The sequence below is a fragment of the Fructilactobacillus sp. YLN 2412 genome, assembly GCF_059488745.1.
In genome coordinates, this window is sequence record NZ_CM183165.1 from 996,293 (window position 1) to 1,013,072 (window position 16,780).

17 protein-coding genes and 1 tRNA gene are annotated in these 16,780 nt (G+C 35.4%); 3 read left to right on the forward strand and 15 right to left on the reverse strand.

Translation table 11 applies throughout. From position 1 onward, the window contains the following. Positions 1–6 precede the first annotated feature (6 nt). On the forward strand, positions 7–540 hold the full coding sequence (locus AC0GLR_RS05060) for a 3'-5' exonuclease (RefSeq protein ID WP_495604389.1): 534 nt from the start codon (positions 7–9) through the stop codon (positions 538–540). 11 nt (positions 541–551) lie between these two features. Here the strand turns inward: AC0GLR_RS05060 and AC0GLR_RS05065 are convergent, their stop codons facing one another. The 12 genes from AC0GLR_RS05065 to gap all read right to left on the reverse strand — a co-directional run bounded on the left by AC0GLR_RS05065 (position 552) and on the right by gap (position 12,685). Then, a complete protein-coding gene (locus tag AC0GLR_RS05065) occupies positions 552–1,037 on the reverse strand; it encodes a GNAT family N-acetyltransferase (RefSeq protein WP_495604390.1) in 486 nt (161 codons plus the stop codon). Continuing rightward, positions 1,030–1,506 (reverse strand): tRNA (adenosine(37)-N6)-threonylcarbamoyltransferase complex ATPase subunit type 1 TsaE, encoded by a 477-nt coding sequence (tsaE, locus tag AC0GLR_RS05070; protein ID WP_495604391.1) that lies wholly within the window; start codon positions 1,504–1,506, stop codon positions 1,030–1,032. The genes AC0GLR_RS05065 and tsaE overlap by 8 nt, the downstream gene beginning before the upstream one ends. 9 nt (positions 1,507–1,515) lie before the next feature. After that, complete coding sequence (pta, locus tag AC0GLR_RS05075) at positions 1,516–2,490, reverse strand: phosphate acetyltransferase (RefSeq protein ID WP_495604392.1); 975 nt, start codon at positions 2,488–2,490, stop codon at positions 1,516–1,518. A gap of 12 nt (positions 2,491–2,502) precedes the next feature. Beyond that, complete coding sequence (locus tag AC0GLR_RS05080) at positions 2,503–3,195, reverse strand: uracil-DNA glycosylase (RefSeq protein ID WP_495604393.1); 693 nt, start codon at positions 3,193–3,195, stop codon at positions 2,503–2,505. Positions 3,196–3,260: 65 nt separating this feature from the next. Further along, positions 3,261–3,734 (reverse strand): SsrA-binding protein SmpB, encoded by a 474-nt coding sequence (gene smpB, locus AC0GLR_RS05085; RefSeq protein WP_495604394.1) that lies wholly within the window; start codon positions 3,732–3,734, stop codon positions 3,261–3,263. 13 nt (positions 3,735–3,747) lie between these two features. Further along, complete coding sequence (gene rnr / locus AC0GLR_RS05090) at positions 3,748–6,027, reverse strand: ribonuclease R (protein WP_495604395.1); 2,280 nt, start codon at positions 6,025–6,027, stop codon at positions 3,748–3,750. Positions 6,028–6,153: 126 nt separating this feature from the next. Continuing rightward, positions 6,154–6,390 carry a preprotein translocase subunit SecG gene (gene secG / locus AC0GLR_RS05095; RefSeq protein WP_495604396.1) on the reverse strand — a complete coding sequence of 79 codons (237 nt, stop codon included), beginning with the start codon at positions 6,388–6,390 and terminating at the stop codon, positions 6,154–6,156. A 77-nt stretch (positions 6,391–6,467) separates the two neighbouring features. Next, positions 6,468–7,970 carry a hypothetical protein gene (locus tag AC0GLR_RS05100; RefSeq protein WP_495604397.1) on the reverse strand — a complete coding sequence of 501 codons (1,503 nt, stop codon included), beginning with the start codon at positions 7,968–7,970 and terminating at the stop codon, positions 6,468–6,470. 107 nt (positions 7,971–8,077) lie between these two features. Further along, a complete protein-coding gene (gene eno, locus AC0GLR_RS05105; RefSeq protein WP_495604398.1) occupies positions 8,078–9,397 on the reverse strand; it encodes a phosphopyruvate hydratase in 1,320 nt (439 codons plus the stop codon). 91 nt (positions 9,398–9,488) lie between these two features. Further along, positions 9,489–10,250, reverse strand: coding sequence for a triose-phosphate isomerase (gene tpiA / locus AC0GLR_RS05110; protein WP_495604399.1), 762 nt, complete (start codon positions 10,248–10,250; stop codon positions 9,489–9,491). 113 nt (positions 10,251–10,363) lie between these two features. Further along, complete coding sequence (locus tag AC0GLR_RS05115) at positions 10,364–11,584, reverse strand: phosphoglycerate kinase (RefSeq protein WP_054646433.1); 1,221 nt, start codon at positions 11,582–11,584, stop codon at positions 10,364–10,366. Positions 11,585–11,680: 96 nt separating this feature from the next. After that, positions 11,681–12,685, reverse strand: coding sequence for a type I glyceraldehyde-3-phosphate dehydrogenase (gap, locus tag AC0GLR_RS05120; protein WP_495604400.1), 1,005 nt, complete (start codon positions 12,683–12,685; stop codon positions 11,681–11,683). Between the two features lie 259 nt (positions 12,686–12,944). Between gap and AC0GLR_RS05125 the strand changes: the two genes are divergently transcribed. Further along, a tRNA-Arg gene (locus AC0GLR_RS05125) sits at positions 12,945–13,016 on the forward strand. A gap of 216 nt (positions 13,017–13,232) precedes the next feature. After that, entirely contained in the window at positions 13,233–13,826 is a 594-nt protein-coding gene (gene clpP / locus AC0GLR_RS05130; protein WP_495604401.1) for an ATP-dependent Clp endopeptidase proteolytic subunit ClpP, read from the forward strand. A gap of 52 nt (positions 13,827–13,878) precedes the next feature. On the opposite strand, the gene whiA is transcribed toward clpP, so the two are convergent. The 3 genes from whiA to rapZ are packed head-to-tail and all read right to left on the reverse strand — an operon-like array spanning position 13,879 to position 16,718. Beyond that, positions 13,879–14,817, reverse strand: a complete 939-nt coding sequence (gene whiA / locus AC0GLR_RS05135) for a DNA-binding protein WhiA (protein WP_495604402.1) — start codon at positions 14,815–14,817, stop codon at positions 13,879–13,881. An 11-nt stretch (positions 14,818–14,828) separates the two neighbouring features. Further along, positions 14,829–15,836: a gluconeogenesis factor YvcK family protein gene (locus AC0GLR_RS05140; RefSeq protein WP_495604403.1), complete on the reverse strand. Its 1,008-nt coding sequence runs from the start codon at positions 15,834–15,836 to the stop codon at positions 14,829–14,831. 3 nt (positions 15,837–15,839) lie between these two features. Continuing rightward, positions 15,840–16,718 (reverse strand): RNase adapter RapZ, encoded by an 879-nt coding sequence (gene rapZ / locus AC0GLR_RS05145; protein WP_495604404.1) that lies wholly within the window; start codon positions 16,716–16,718, stop codon positions 15,840–15,842. Between the last annotated feature and the right edge of the window lie 62 nt (positions 16,719–16,780).

Sequence of the window (16,780 nt, forward strand, 5' to 3'; positions counted from 1 at the left end):
TGACACATGAATTTTGTTGCAATTGATTTTGAAACAGCTGCCAGTCAGCGTGCTAGTGCCTGTTCTGTAGCTTTAACTGTCGTTCGAAATGATCAGGTAGTTGATGAATTTTATTCTTTGATTAATCCTGAGACTGATTTTAACTGGCGCAATGTAAATGTCCACGGAATTCACAGCGAGGATGTCGCAGATGCACCGATTTTCCCTGAGATTTGGGAAATTATTAAGCCGTTTTTTAAGCGAAATCGACTGGTAGTGGCACATAATAATCGTTTCGATAATAGCGTTTTAAGAAAAAGTATCGAACGCTATCGATTACCAATGCCTCACTATCAAACCTTAGATACTGTTAAAACCTCGCGTAAATTTTTCCCACAATTTTCTAACCATAAATTAAATACTGTTAGCAGCGAATTAGGGATTGAGTTGGAACATCATCATAATGCGCTTGATGATAGCTTAGCATGTGCTAATATTTTAATTCATCAGCATCAACAATTTGGTAATGCTGAATTAAAATCTTTTATTACAAATATCTAAAAAAAGACCGATTAATATCGGTCTTTTTTTAGTTTCATTTCAATTAACTTTTCACTTCGACTGGTTACTATAAATCCTAATTTTTGATATAAAGAGAAGGCTTTCAGATTACTTTTTAAGACTGATAAACTTAAACCATCTAACTGACTATCATATTTAACCCAATCAATTACGGTTTCAATCATTGCCGTTCCTAAACCTATTCCTTGATAATCCTGTAGGACAGCGATTCCTAGTTCACCGATTGCAGCTTGAATTTCATCAACGGTAGCAATTGCAATTAACTTATTTCCATCTGTGGCTACTAAGATTAGATTCGTGCCAGAAGCATTGATTTTAGTAATCTCTTCTTGCTCATCAACTGCAGTCACTTTTTCAAGATCATCAGCAACTACAAAATTAGCTGATTCAGCTTTAAGTTGCGTTAACAACGATAAAATATTTTGCGCATCGTCTGATTTCGCTGCTCGTATTTTAATTTCGACTTCTTCACTCATTTACGGTAAACACTCCCGATTTTAATATCGTCTCAAAATGCTTCCCATTAGCTGTAGCTTCAATTGTTCGATTATTGTCACCTAAGTCATCGTTCCGCATAAACTTTAACCGCAGATAATTCTGTGGAAGTTCGTCTTCTGCAAATTGCGACCACTCTACAACACTAACTCCATCACCATTAAAATATTCGTCAAGTCCAAGTTCATCACTACCACCTGCTTCTAAACGATAAACATCCATATGATACAACGGTAATCGACCAGCTTGGTACTCTCTCACAATCGTAAAAGTTGGACTTTTAATATTTTGTTTAATTCCTAGTCCTTGTGCTAAACCTTTAGTAAAGGTTGTTTTTCCAGCCCCCAGTTCGCCATCTAACAATAAAACATCGCCTGCTTGTAATTGGCTTGCCAAATTTTGACCAATTTTTTTAGTTTGCTCGGGACTATTTACTTTTAGTTTTATCATAGCTGAAACCTAAAGAGTTTGAGCGGCCGTGATGATCGCTACTTTATAGGCATCTTCACTGTTACAACCACGAGATAAGTCAGAAACTGGTTTGTTTAATCCTTGGAGAATGGGTCCAATGGCTTCAAATCCGCCTAATCGTTGGGCAATCTTGTAACCAATGTTTCCAGATTGTAATTCAGGAAAAACGAAGACAGTGGCTTTTCCAGCCACATCAGAATCTGGTGCTTTTGATTCCGCAACTTTAGGTACAATGGCAGCATCAAATTGTAATTCGCCATCAATTGGCATTTCTGAATCTAATTTCTGTGCTAATTCAGTCGCTTTTTGTACCTTTTCAACTTCGGGACTCTTAGCAGAGCCTTTAGTTGAAAAGCTAAGCAAAGCAACTCGGGGATCAATATCAAATAATTGAGCAGTTTTACCACTTTCAACAGCAATCTCTGCTAATTGTTCTTCGTTAGGATCAATATTGATGGCACAATCAGCGAATAAATAACGTTCATCACCACGCTGCATTACAAATGCTCCACTAATCAAATTAACACCAGGTTTGGTTTTAATAATTTGTAAAGCAGGACGAACCGTATCTCCCGTAGGATGAGCAGCACCTGAAACCATCCCGTCAACGACATCAGTATACACTAAAGCAGTTCCAAAATAGTTAGGATCTTTTAGCCATTCTAAAGCCTGAGAAGTGGATGTTTTCCCTTTTCGACGTGCAACGATGGCTTGAACTAATTGCTGAACTTCATCATTTGGAACTTCACTAATATCAACTAATTTAACTCCGTCCAAACTAACTCCTAAATCTTTAGCAACAGCTTTAATCTTTGCTTCATCACCTAATAAAACAGGAATTGCTAAATTCTCTTGTGCTAAACGACTAGCTGCTTCAACAATTCTCTTATCTTCTCCTTCGGGAAATACTAATTTAATATCTTTACCTTTAATTTTTGCTTTTAAACTATCAAATAATTCCATAATTTTCTCCTATTAATTACTTAGTGTAACATGTTCTGGCAATTGCCAATTAATTGGCTTTTCTCCCATCGCTTCCAGAGCTGCATTGGTTTTTGAAAATGGACGAGAACCAAAAAATCCTCGATTAGCCGACAAAGGACTCGGATGAGCAGACTGAATGACAATATTTGTTTTAGTATCAATCAGTTTAATTTTATTGCGAGCTGCTCTCCCCCATAAAATAAATACCACTGGCTCAGGACGTTTGGATAACTGTTCAATCGCATAATCAGTGAGTTGTTCCCAGCCCTTCCCCTGATGAGAAAAAGCTAATCCATCGCGAACAGTCAAAACAGAATTAAGTAATAAAACTCCTTGATCTGCCCAACTTTTGAGATAGCCATGATTTACTGGCTTGATCCCCAAATCATGATCCAATTCCTTATAAATATTACGAAGTGAAGGAGGAACGGGAACACTTGGTTCAACTGCAAAACTGAGACCAATTGCCTGGTGTGGACCATGATATGGATCTTGACCTAAAATAACAACTTTCGTTTTACTAAATGGTGTCCATTCAAATGCCTGAAAAATCCGTTGCATCGCTGGATAAATCGTATGATTATTGTATTCTTCTACCAAAAATTTTCGTAACTTTTGGTAATACGGTTTTTCAAACTCTGGCTCAAGAACTGGCCACCAGTCATTATCAATAAATTGTTTCACTTTTTTCACCTCGTGAATATTTTAACATAATCAGATACAAAAAAAGAACGAGAATTCTCGTTCTTTTAATAATGTTTCATAACCCGATCAATTTGTCGTTTCTGGTCTCGCTGTTTAATCGTTTCACGTTTGTCGTATTCATGTTTACCTTTGGCAACTCCAATCAATACTTTAGCAAAATTATGCTTAATATAGACTTTCAAAGGTACAACCGTGATTCCTTTAGTTTGAACTGCATCAGATAAACGTTTAATTTCTTTTTTGTGCAACAATAACTTACGATTTCGCAACGGATCATGGTTAAATTGATTTCCTTCTGAATATTCATTGATATGAACGTTCATTAAATAGGCTTCGCCATTGCGGATTGAAACAAATCCATCTTTCAAATTTAGACGACGCTCTCGAACTGATTTAATCTCAGTTCCAGTCAGCGAAATTCCAGCTTCATATGTTTGTTCAATGAAATAATCATGACGTGCTTTGCGGTTTGTCGCCATTACATTATTATCATTAGGCTTACGTTTCTTTTTAGCCATTTTCACTCATCCTTTATTTATGCTTTTGAATCGTGAATTTATGTGAATCTTTTTTATTCTTTGAATTCTTAGATTTCATAACTGGTCCAGTGTATTCGTTGTGAGTTTTTTTAGGTAACAAATCACTGGTTGGTGTGTTTTCTGGATGAACAATCTCAAAATCAACTGTACTTTGGTCAGTATCAACACCCACACACTTAACTCTTACATCTTGACCAATCTTGAAAGTACGCTTTGTACTTCGTCCTACTAATGCCATGAATTTTTCAACATATTGGTAATAGTCGTCTTTCAAACGACTGATGTGAACTAACCCTTCAACTGTGTTAGGAAGTTCGACGAAAGCACCAAATTTCATTACAGAACTAACTACTCCGTCAAATTCTTGCCCAATTCGATCGCTCATGTATTCAGCCTTCATCATTGCATCAACGTCACGTTCGGTATCAACACCACGACGTTCTGTTTCTGAACAATGAAGTGCAACTTCACCAACTTTACCAGCATATGTTTCTCTAGTTTTATCATTAATTCCATTATCTTCATAGTAATGAATCAAACGATGAATAAATAAATCAGGATAACGACGAATTGGTGAAGTGAAATGTGTGTAGTATTTAGCTCCCAAACCAAAATGCCCCGTACATTTGTCACTATATTTAGCTTGCTGCATACTGCGAAGCATCATAACTGAAACTACGCCCTCTTCAGGAGTTCCTTCAACCTTGGTTAAAATATTTTGCAAAGTTTTAGGTTCTAAGTGATCTGGATCAGCTTTAACGTTAATTCCAAAACCAGTTAGAAATTCAAAAAATTCTTTTACTTTAGTTGCATCCGGAGTTTCATGAACTCGATAAATAAATGGAACTTTAGCTTTATGATATGTTTCGGCCACAGTTTCATTAGCTGCCAACATAAATGATTCGATTAAGCGTTCAGCAGTACCACGATGACGAACTACAATGTCAATTGGGTGTCCTTCTTCATTAACAATGATTTTTGCCTCATCATCGTTAAAGTCAATCGCACCACGGCGACGACGTGCTTTATAAAGAATTTTATGCAATTCACCCATCGTTTCAAACATTGGTACCAAATCTGCATATTTCTTTTTAGCTTCGTCATCTTTTGATTCCAAAATAGCATTAACTGCATTATAAGTCATCCGAGCCTTAGAACGCATTACACTAGGATGAATCCGTGATTTAACTACCTTACCTTGTGGATTGATTTCCATATCACAACTCATACATAAACGAAGTTGTCCTTCATTTAAGGAACAAATTCCGTTTGAAAGTCGTCTAGGTAACATTGGAATTACCCGATCAGTTAAATAAACCGAAGTTCCTCGTTTGTATGCTTCACGATCTAATAAACTACCTTGTTTAACATAATGACTAACATCGGCAATATGAACTCCAAGATGGTAATTACCATTAGGCAATTTCCAGGCCGTTACGGCATCATCTAAATCCTTAGATTCTTCAGCATCAATAGTTACTAAGTCTTGACCTGTAATATCTTCTCTGCCTTTAGTCTCTTCGGGCAAAACGTGATCAGGAATTGCATCAGCTTCTTGTAAAACGTCTTCTGGGAATTGAGAAGGTACGTCATGAGCGTACACAATTTGTAAAATATCAATCCCAGGATCATCAACACTACCAATTACTTGTTTAGCAACTACTACCATAGCATCTGGAGTTTTAGCATTAGGATATTCAGTGATATCAGCTGTAACAATTTCACCTGGAGTTGGATGTAATCCTGCATCGGCAACATAACATCTAATGCCATCTAATTTTTTATCTTTAACTTTAAGTTGGCCCATATAGCCATTATCTTCACGAGTTTTGAAAAATTCTCCAACCACATGGTCATAGTGGCGTTCGATAATTTTAACAACTTTTGCTTGTGGTCCACGATCTGAACCTTTACCAGCAGGTTTAATGATTTGAATTTCAACTTTGTCTAAATTCATCGCATTCATAGTGTCATCAGGTGCAATGAAAGCATCTTGAAGATCATCATCATATGCTACAAATCCAAATCCTTTTGAGTTGGAATGAAAAATACCTTCGATTTTTAACTCACTTGGATTAATCTTAAAACTACCATCTGTTGTTACTACAACAGTTCGATTTCTCTCTAGTTCTGCTAACGCTTGAACAATCAATTTAAATGCTGATGATCCATGATAATCTAATGCATCAGCAATCTTTTCAACATCAAATCCCTCATTGGGATGTGACTTTAATTCTGTCTCTATTTCAGTTTTTAATTTATTTTCTTGCAATGCTTTTTCCTCTTCTATTTCTATTTATCAAACATCTTTATTATAAGACATCTTTATTTTATTACATAATTTTTAACAGACCATATTATAATAAAAAGCTCCTGCGAATACACAGGAGCTTTTTCATTAATGTTGTGACATCCACATCAAAATCAATGCGATTCCAAAAAACAAAATACCTAATATTACAGTTACTCTTTGGATAAATGATTCAAAGCCACGAGACTTTGATTCTGAAAACAGGTCGCTAGCTCCACCAGTAAATGATGACATTGCATCGTTATTTTTAGATGGTTGCATTAAAACTGCACCAATAATCAGCACACTAACAATCCATAATAATATCATTAAGAAGTTAGTCAAAAAAATTCCTCCTAGCCACATTAAAAAAAGGCCTATTAATTCTTAATTAATATTATAACACGTTTCATTTTATAAATCTAATCTTTATTTTTAGTTCTTACTTTATTAAATAAAATTACAATTAAACTCAATATTCCTAAAACTAATAGCAGCATTTTTGAGGCATGATTATCTTCTCCTAATGAAGGCAATTTCTCTTTTACAGTTTTGTTTTGTGTTTCATTAATATGATTTAACTTTTTACTTTTAACATTTTTTCCTTTTGCTGATTGCAGTGTCACGGATGGCATCGTTTTACCACGTTCTTTTAAGAGATCATTTTTATTGGTTGCTTTAATTTCTGTAACTGCTGGAGCAGCTTTTACATAATTTTCAGGTGATTTACTATCGTTAATGGATTGATGAGACACTGCCTTAGTTGCGTTTTTAGCACTAAGAATATTGGTTTTAATCGTTGGTATCTCATTATTATTGGTATAAATTAAACCATCATTCTGTTTGGTTAAAGTAGATTCCGAACTCTTATCTGATGCTGGAATCTGCTTAATTGGTTGTTGGTCAAGTAACCCTAGGCTTACTTGCTCTTTAGATTGAAGTGGTGATTTTATTTCAAGTTGTTCGATTGGCTTAGAAGGAATTTTGGTAACAACTGCTGGTTCTTTTTCAAACAGTTTTTCATTTTTAGTTTCCTTTATTGAGAAATCATTTTCTGATTTTAAATTTTCTTGTTGCTTCTGTACTTTATCATTTTTAGATTCTATTTTGTCAAATATTTCAGGATTTACTTTGTCAGATTTATTTTCTTGAAAGTCATCTTCTTTGAACTGCTTTGATTCATTTGATGTGGCGATTACTTCATCTTTTTTTGGCAAATTATCTCGTTGTTTTTCTTCATCTTTATCTGTTTTACTTTCCAATTTGTCATCAATCGTAGTTTCTATTTTTGTTTCATTAGTATTTTTAGCTTGATGTTCTTCTTCATGTACTTGCTGCTTTTCTGCTGGAATTAATTTAGAATCATCTGTTTGTTTTGGCTTTTCGCTAGGTGTAACTGGGTTAGTAGTTGGTGTTGGTGTTGGTGTTGGTGTTGGTGTTGGTGTTGGTGTTGGTGTTGGTGTTGGTGTTGGTGTTGGTGTTGGTGTTGGTGTTGGTGTTGGTGTTGGTGTTGGTGTTGGTGTTGGTGTTGGTGTTGGTGTTGGTGTTGGTGTTGGTGTTGGTGTTGGTGTTGGTGTTGGTGTTGGTGTTGGTGTTGGTGTTGGTGTTGGTGTTGGTGTTGGTAAAATCACATCATCATCTTTTTCATAATCAAAAATAACCGCGTCAGAACCGGCAATCAACATTTTTGATCCTGACTTTAGATGATATCCCGGTAAAGGAGGAGCTTGAATATCTTTAGCAGTTTTAGCATCAACTGTCGTAAAATCAAAGCGATACTGAGAATTTATTTTTCCATCTTTATCCTTAAAAAATTGACGAGCTGAAACATCAAAAATCTGTGCTGATGCATTAATTGTGGTTGCAAAAGTCATTCCACTCATTACCAATAAACTTGTTCCTAAAATATATGCTTGCTTTTTCATTTTATAATCTCCTTTAAATTGTGTAAGAAGATACGTAAAAATTTAAAAATTTGTATAAAAAAAGAACTTCTAGTTTAACTAGAAGTTCTTAAATTAATAATTAAATATTATTTACTCATAATGTTTTCTCGTGCTTGATGGTCTAAGTTATAGAAAGCGTTAATACCTTTGTAAACCGCAACAGAACCTAATTGATCTTCGATTCTCATTAATTGGTTGTACTTAGCAATTCTTTCACCACGACTCATTGAACCAGTCTTGATTTGACCACTGTTCATTGCAACAACTAAGTCAGCAATAGTAGTATCTTCAGTTTCACCAGAACGGTGTGAAATGATAGCAGTGTAACCAGCTTCTTTAGCCATGTTAACGGCATTAACAGTTTCAGTTAATGTACCGATTTGGTTAAGTTTAATAAGGATTGAGTTAGCAACATGCATGTTAATACCCTTTTCAAGGTATTCAGTGTTAGTAACAAATAAATCATCACCAACAATTTGCACTTTTTTGCCAAGTTTTTCAGTAGCAATTCTCCAGTCTTCCCATTCGTTTTCATCCAAAGGATCTTCGATTGAAATGATTGGATATTTGTCAACGATTGAGTCAAGTAAATCAACAAATTCTGATGCAGTGTATGATTTACCATCACCAACTAAGTTATATTTCTTAGTTTCTGGATCGTAGAATTCTGATGCGGCACAGTCAAAGGCAATACAAATATCTTTACCTGGTTTGTAACCTGCACGTTCAATTGCTTCAACTAAGATTTCAAATGGTTCTTCGTTGTTCTTCAAGTCAGGAGCAAATCCACCTTCATCACCAACAGCAGTTGAGTAACCTTTTTCATTTAAAATAGCTTTTAAGTTATGGAAAGTTTCTGATCCCATTCTTACAGCTTCTCTAAATGTAGGAGCACCAACTGGCATAATCATGAATTCTTGGAAATCAACCTTGTTGTTAGCATGTTTACCACCATTGATAACGTTCATCATTGGAGTAGGTAAAACGTGAGCATCAAAACCGCCTAAGTAATTGTATAAAGGAGTTCCAAGTTCATCAGCAGCTGCTCTAGCAACGGCAATTGAGACTGCCAAAATTGCGTTAGCACCTAATTTTGCTTTGTTAGGAGTTCCATCAAGCTTAATCATAGCTTGGTCAATGCCTAATTGATCTGTAACATCGTAACCAATAACTTCCTTGGCAATTTTGTCGTTAACATTGGCAACAGCCTTTGTAACACCTTTACCCATGTATCTATCTTTGTTACCGTCACGCAATTCAACAGCTTCATGTTCACCAGTAGATGCACCAGAAGGAACAATTCCACGTCCCATAGCACCATCTTCTGTATAAACTTCTGCTTCAACTGTTGGATTACCACGTGAATCTAAAACTTCGCGTGCATATACATCAGAAATAATTGACATAATAAATCTCCTTAGTAATCTATTTAAAACTATTTAATAATACATCTAAATTCTACATTTTTAAAAAGCCCAATGCAACGAATTTAAACATTTATTTTAGAGTTTGATAATTGGCCAGTTTGACAAATTCTTTCGGATTCAAACTTGCTTTTCCAGCTAATACCCCATCAATATCCGGCTCTTTCATCAAAGCAGCAATATTTTCCTGGGTAACACTGCCGCCATACAAAATTCGAATCTTATCAGCTGTTTCGTCTGAATAGATGTCAGCTAAAGTTTGACGAATCAAATAACAACCTTCTTCTGCTTCTTCAGTTGAAGCACTATGGCCAGTTCCAATCGCCCAACTTGGTTCATACGCAATCACAATATCTTCAGCAGCCGTTTCATCAACGCCGTGTAATGCGGCAGTAACTTGATTAACTACCCAAGAAAAGTGGTCACCATTTTCAAAACGACCCATAGTTTCGTCGCAACAAATAATCGGTTTCATATGATTTCTAATAATCGCATGAACTTTTTTATTGATAATATCATTAGTTTCATTAAAATAATTACGTCGCTCGGAATGACCCACAATTACATATTGAATCCCCATTTCACTCAGCGCTTTAGGACTAACTTCACCAGTATAAGCGCCTTCATCCTTATAGAAACAATTTTCAGCCGTAACAAATAATGGACTATTTTGGTTATTTTGTAGCATTGATTCTAAAAATAAAGGAGAAGCAGCAATTGCTGTTTCAACCTTATCAGCTGGAGGTAATTGATCTTTAATTTCTTTTACAAATTGAACTGCCATATCTAGAGATAAATTCATTTTCCAATTACCGCCAATAAAAGGAATTCGCATAATTATCCCTCCTCTCGTGTTGTTATCTTTTATTCTAGCTGAATTTTTCAAAAATAACTAGTAAACCACGTCACAAAAAAAGCTGCCAGAATAACTCTGACAGCTTTTTTAAATTAATCTTTTTTATTAGATACACAAGCAATTCCTGGAAGAGTCTTTCCTTCAAGGTATTCAAGTGAAGCTCCACCACCTGTTGAAATGTGGGTAAGCTTGTCAGCTACGCCTAATTGTTTAACAGCAGCAGTTGAATCACCACCACCAACGATGGTAGTAGCATCCTTTAAGTTACCTAAGAACCGACCAATTGCCAAAGTTCCTTCAGCAAACTTAGGCATTTCAAAGACACCCATTGGTCCATTCCAAACAACAGTTTTAGCATCTGAAAGAACTTCTTCAAAGAGTTTGATTGATTTAGGACCAATGTCTAATCCCATCCATCCATCAGGAATTGAACCATCAACAATCTTTGTTTGAGCATCGTTTGAAAATGCATCAGCACAAACAGAGTCGACAGGTAATACAATCTTGTCGCCACCCTTTTCAAGAATTTCCTTAGCAACATCAATCTTGTCTTTTTCAACAAGTGAATTACCAATTCCAATTCCTTTAGCAGCATAGAAAGTATAAGTCATTCCTCCACCGATAATAATCTTATCAGCTTTGTCTAATAAATGATCAATTACACCAATCTTATCTGAAACTTTGGCGCCACCTAAAATAGCAACAAATGGACGTTTAGGATTATCAACAGCATTACCTAAGAATTTGATTTCTTTTTCAAGTAAGAATCCAGCAGCAACTGGCTTACCAGCTTTTTCCATTGCAGTAGCAATCCCAACGTTAGAAGCATGACTTCTGTGTGCAGTACCAAAAGCATCATTGACAAAAACGTCACCAAGTGAAGCCCAGTATTGACCTAACTTAGGATCGTTACCAGATTCACGTTTAACTTGTTTACCATCAACAACATCTTGATATCTAGTATTTTCGGCTAACAATACTTGTCCATCTTTCATGTTATCAATTGCTTCTTCAAGTTGTGGACCTTCATTTACTGGCACAAAAATAACTGGTTTATCCAATAATTTTGAAAGTTTTTCAGCAACAGGACGAAGTGATAGACCAGGTTTGTCGTCTTCAGACTTAATTCGACCCAAATGAGAGAAAAGAATGGCTTTACCACCATGATCAATTACCCATTCGATTGAAGGTAAGGCAGCAACGATTCGGTTATCATCACCAACAACACCATCTTTAATTGGAACATTAAAATCGACACGCATTAAGACATCTTTACCTTTTAAGTCTAAATCATCAATAATTAATTTACTCATTATGATTCCTCCTAATGAATTATTTTATAAAGAAAAAGCGAAGGAGTTATAACCTCCTCCGCCCTTTTTAATCAAAATCTAAAGAATAGATTTAAATTACATTGTAGCAAATTTCAATAAAGTACGAACCATGTTACAAGTGAATCCCCATTCGTTATCATACCATGCAACAGTTTTAACTAATTGAGTATCACCACTTTCAGTGATTTCAGTCTGACCTGGATCAAATACTGAACCATGTGAGTTACCAATGATATCTGATGAAACAATGTAGTCATCAGTGTAGCCATATGCTTCACTTTCATGTTTCTTCATAGCATCGTTAATATCATCAACAGTAACTTTCTTATCTAAAACAGATACTAATTCAGTTAATGAACCGTCAGCAACAGCAACACGTTGTGCATGTCCCTTTAAAACACCATCAAGTTCTGGGATAACAAGACCGATAGCCTTAGCAGCACCTGAACTATGTGGAACAGTATTAACAGCAGCAGCACGGTCATTTTGTACCTTAGCTGAACGAGGTCCATCTTGAAGAGCTTGAGTTGCAGTATAAGCGTGAACAGTAGTCATAGTACCAACTTTAAGTCCAAATTCTTTGTTTAACCAGTAAGCCATAGGAGCTAAACAGTTAGTAGTACATGAACCAGCTGATACAATGTGATCATCTTTACGTAAAGTACCTTCGTTAACGCCAGGTACGATAGTAGTAACATCACCAGCAGGTGCTGAAATCAAGACACGTTTAGCACCTGCATCCAAGTGAGCTTGTGCTTTTTCTTTTGAAGTGTAGAAACCAGTACATTCAAGTACAAAGTCAACACCGTCGTTTTTAACCCAAGGAATATCCTTAGCATTGCGTTCAGCATATACAGGAATACGTTTTCCATCAACCACGATAGCATCTTCAGTTGATTCAACTTTACCAGGGAAACGACCATGAACAGAATCGTATTTTAATAAGTAAGCTAACATAGAAGGTGTAGTTAAATCGTTGATTGCTGCAACTTCAATGTCCTTTGAACCTAATTCATGGATACGTCTGAATGCAAGACGACCAATTCTTCCGAAACCATTAATACCAATTTTTACAGTCATAATAGGCTTCCTCCTTTAAGGAATATCTAATTTATAATACAACTTAATATTACCACATTTTATTAGCAAATGTCAGCGATTTCATCGCAACAAAATTCAATAAAATTAGATAATTAAGCGTGGCATAAAATGAATCTACCACGATTTTTAGTATAGCAAATGGGAATTTGATTGCAACTAAAACACCTGTAAATCTTATCTTGAATCTTTGCCGATTTTCGACTATGATAGGTGTTGCAATAAAATTTAGTTTAATGACGCGCTCCTAGTGTAATGGATAGCACGTAAGATTCCGGTTCTTGAGATGAGAGTTCGATTCCCTCGGAGCGCATCTAGAAATATTGTTAATCTTAATTTAAAGCCCCATTAATTGGAGGCTTTTTATTTTTTAAAACTAATTATTTTTAAATAATTAATAGGTTTGATTATGATCACAAGAATCATCAATAAGGGTAATTAATTGACCTTGATTGACCTATATTGTAAGATTAATGCACGAATTTAGATTATAAATTTATTACTATATAATATTAGGAGGAGAAATACTATGCCTTTAGTACCAACTGTTGTTGAAAACTCGCCCCAAGGCGAACGAGCATATGACATCTACTCTCGACTTTTAAAAGATCGTATTATTATGCTTTCTGGTGAAATCGAAGATAACATGGCAAATGCCGTTATTGCTCAATTATTATTCTTAGATGCCCAAGATTCAGATAAAGATATTTATCTATACATTAACTCTCCCGGTGGTGTAATTACTTCTGGAATGGCAATTTACGACACAATGAACTTCATCAAAGCTGATGTTCAAACAATCGTAATGGGAATGGCTGCTTCAATGGCAAGTGTGCTTGCTACTGCAGGTGCAAAAGGTAAGCGTTTTGCTTTACCACATGCTCAAATTATGATTCACCAACCATCTGGTGGAGCTCAAGGGCAACAAACTGAAATCGAAATCGCTGCCAAAGAAATTTTACGTGCTAGAAAGATGATTAATAAGTTACTGGCTGAACATTCTGGTCAACCACTTGAAAAAATTGATCGTGATACTGAACGTGATAATTATCTTAGTGCTGAACAAGCCGTTGATTATGGTTTGATTGATGGAATTATGACAAATAGCGACGATAAAAAATAGTTTTATAAAAAATAGCGACACTTCAAAAATGAAGTATCGCTATTTTTTTATCTTATTTTTCAGTATTGTTACGCAACTGATCAGCAAAATCATTAATTTTATGTAAACGATGATTAATACCAGATTTAGAAATTGGTCCGTCAGGAACTAACTCACCTAATTCTTTTAAACTAACTTCTTGATTTTTCATTCGGACAATTGCAACTTCTTGCAACTTTTGTGGCAAAATTTTCAAACCAGCCTTTTCAGAAATGAATTTAATGTTTTCAATTTGTTTTGTGGATGCATTGGCAACTTTATTCATATTGGCATTTTCACAGTTAACTAAGCGATTAACCGAATTACGCATATCGCGTACAATTCGGACATCCTCAAACTTCAACATAGCATTTGTAGCTCCAATTAATTGTAAAAAATCAGCTATTTTTTCTCCTTCTTTTAAGTAAACTATATGGCCACTACGACGTTGAATTTCCTTTGCCCCAAGATTATATTGATTCATCATTTCAGCTAACATTTGATTATGATTTTCGTAAAGAGAGTAAATTTCCAAATGGTAACGGGAGGTTTCGGGATTATTAACTGAACCGCCAGCCAAAAAAGCCCCTCTCAAATAGGAACGAACTTGCATATCATTTTTTAATAATTCTAGTGGGACTCGTTCAATAATTTGATTACCGTCTAAAATTCCTAAATCATTTAAAATATCACGAACATTCCGAATTAAACGAACAATATATAAATTATTCTTTTTTAATTTCATTTTACGTCTAACTACCACAGCTGCTTCAACATTATAAAAACGTAACAATAATTGATAAATACGACGCGATATAGCCGAATTTTCTGATTGAACTTCAAGCGACAAACGACCATTAGAAACTTTCAAGGTTCCATTCATCCGAATCAAAGCCATCAGCTCAGCTTTTGCATTATCACGATGAACTTCTAAATTAGTTAATTCTTTTTTTACGTCACTTGCATATGACATTGTAACAACTCCTAATGACTGATTTTCGGCTGCCCCAACAAACGAATTAACTCGTTAGTAACTAACTTACCATTATGAAAGGCACCATGATCACGCAATTCCAAAAAATCAGAAGAAATAACGCGACAGCCTAATTTTTTTAAACCATCATAGTCATGCTTAACTGGCTGTGATTCATCGCTCCAACGCTGATGATCAATATAAGATGCAGGGACTTTTTTATTATTAACAAGTACAGTATCAACAAAATTGTATCCTAGTTGACGATCCAAAATTTTAACATGATCAGCATCGGTGAAATTATCTGTTTCACCTTTTTGCGTCATAATGTTGCAAATATAAACCACCTCAGCATTTGTCTCAATCACTGCCCTGCCAACGTTACTAACCATTAAATTTGGCAAAATACTCGTATATAGACTACCAGGTCCTAAAACAATTTGATCAGCATCCATAATTGCTTCAATTACGTCATTTACGGCATGTGGTTTTTTATCATTATTAGCAGATTCGACCCAAACCCGTTTAATCATTTTATCGGCATTAGTAATTTCAGATTCACCGGCAATTGTAGTTCCATCCTGAAACTCAGCATGTAACTCTAAACTCTCATCACAAACTGGAAAAACATGGCCCTCAACATCCATCATTTTTGTCAATTTTTGGACAGCTGCAAAAAAACCGCCTTCCATTTCGGATAAAGCTGTAATAATTAGGTTTCCAATCGCATGACCAGACAAAAATTTATCTGATGACTTAAAACGATATTGAAAAATATCTAAATCCAATTTTGGTAAATTAGAAAGTGCTACTAACACATTCCGAATATCTCCAGGTGGCAAAACGTTAATATAGTTTCGCAAAATACCAGAAGATCCACCATCATCTGCAACAGTTACAATGGCGGTAATATCAACGTCTCTTTTCTTTAAGTTTCGCAAAATTACTGGAAGACCAGTTCCACCGCCAATCACAACCATACGGGGACGATCAATTCTTTTTGCTACCTTATCTACCATTAATTAGTGCACTCCTTTATGCCGATTAATGTCTCGATGGGTAACGTTCACAGTAAATCCTAAATTTTTAAGTGCCGCAGCTAGACGTTCAGTCATCGCTACCGAACGATGCTGTCCACCCGTACACCCAATTGCAATTGTTTCACCAGCTTTTGCACTATTCTTAATCTTAGGAAGTACAAATTTAAGTAAATCAAATGCTTTTTCAAAGTATTCATCAGCTTCGGACTGATCCATTACATAATCATAAACCGGCTTATCTAATCCAGTTTGATTACGCAATTCGGAAATATAATAAGGATTACTAAGAAAACGCACATCGAAAACCATGTCAGCATCAATTGGCAATCCATATTTAAATCCAAATGACATTAGTTCAACATGAAATTTTTCCGAACCATTTTTTTCAAATCTATTTATTATTTTGTTTTGTAGTTGTTTAGGTGAAAGGTCAGTCGTATTAATAACAATATTAGCGTTATCTTTAACTTGACTCATCAATTTTCTTTCTTTTTCAATCCCATCAATTACTCGACCATTACGAGATAATGGATGGTCACGTCTACTTTCTTCGTAACGCGAAACAAGTTTTTCATCAGAAGCATCTAGAAAAATAACATTTTCTTTTGGATTATTATTTTTAGCAATTGTAATTAACGAATCCACTACTGCCTGACTAGACCCTGGAGCACGTAAATCCACTACCAGAGCAACTTTGTTAATCTCACTGGAAGTCCGCAATAATTCTGTGAACTTGTAGATTAACGTTGGTGGCAGATTATCGACACAAAAGTAACCCAAATCCTCAAACGTTTGCATAGCACGAGTCTTTCCCGCACCACTCATTCCTGTGATTATTACTAATTGATCATCTTTTAACATCGATATCCCTCCAAACATTTTTTAAGTATAGCACACCGGGCGTTTCATACAAACTAAAAAAG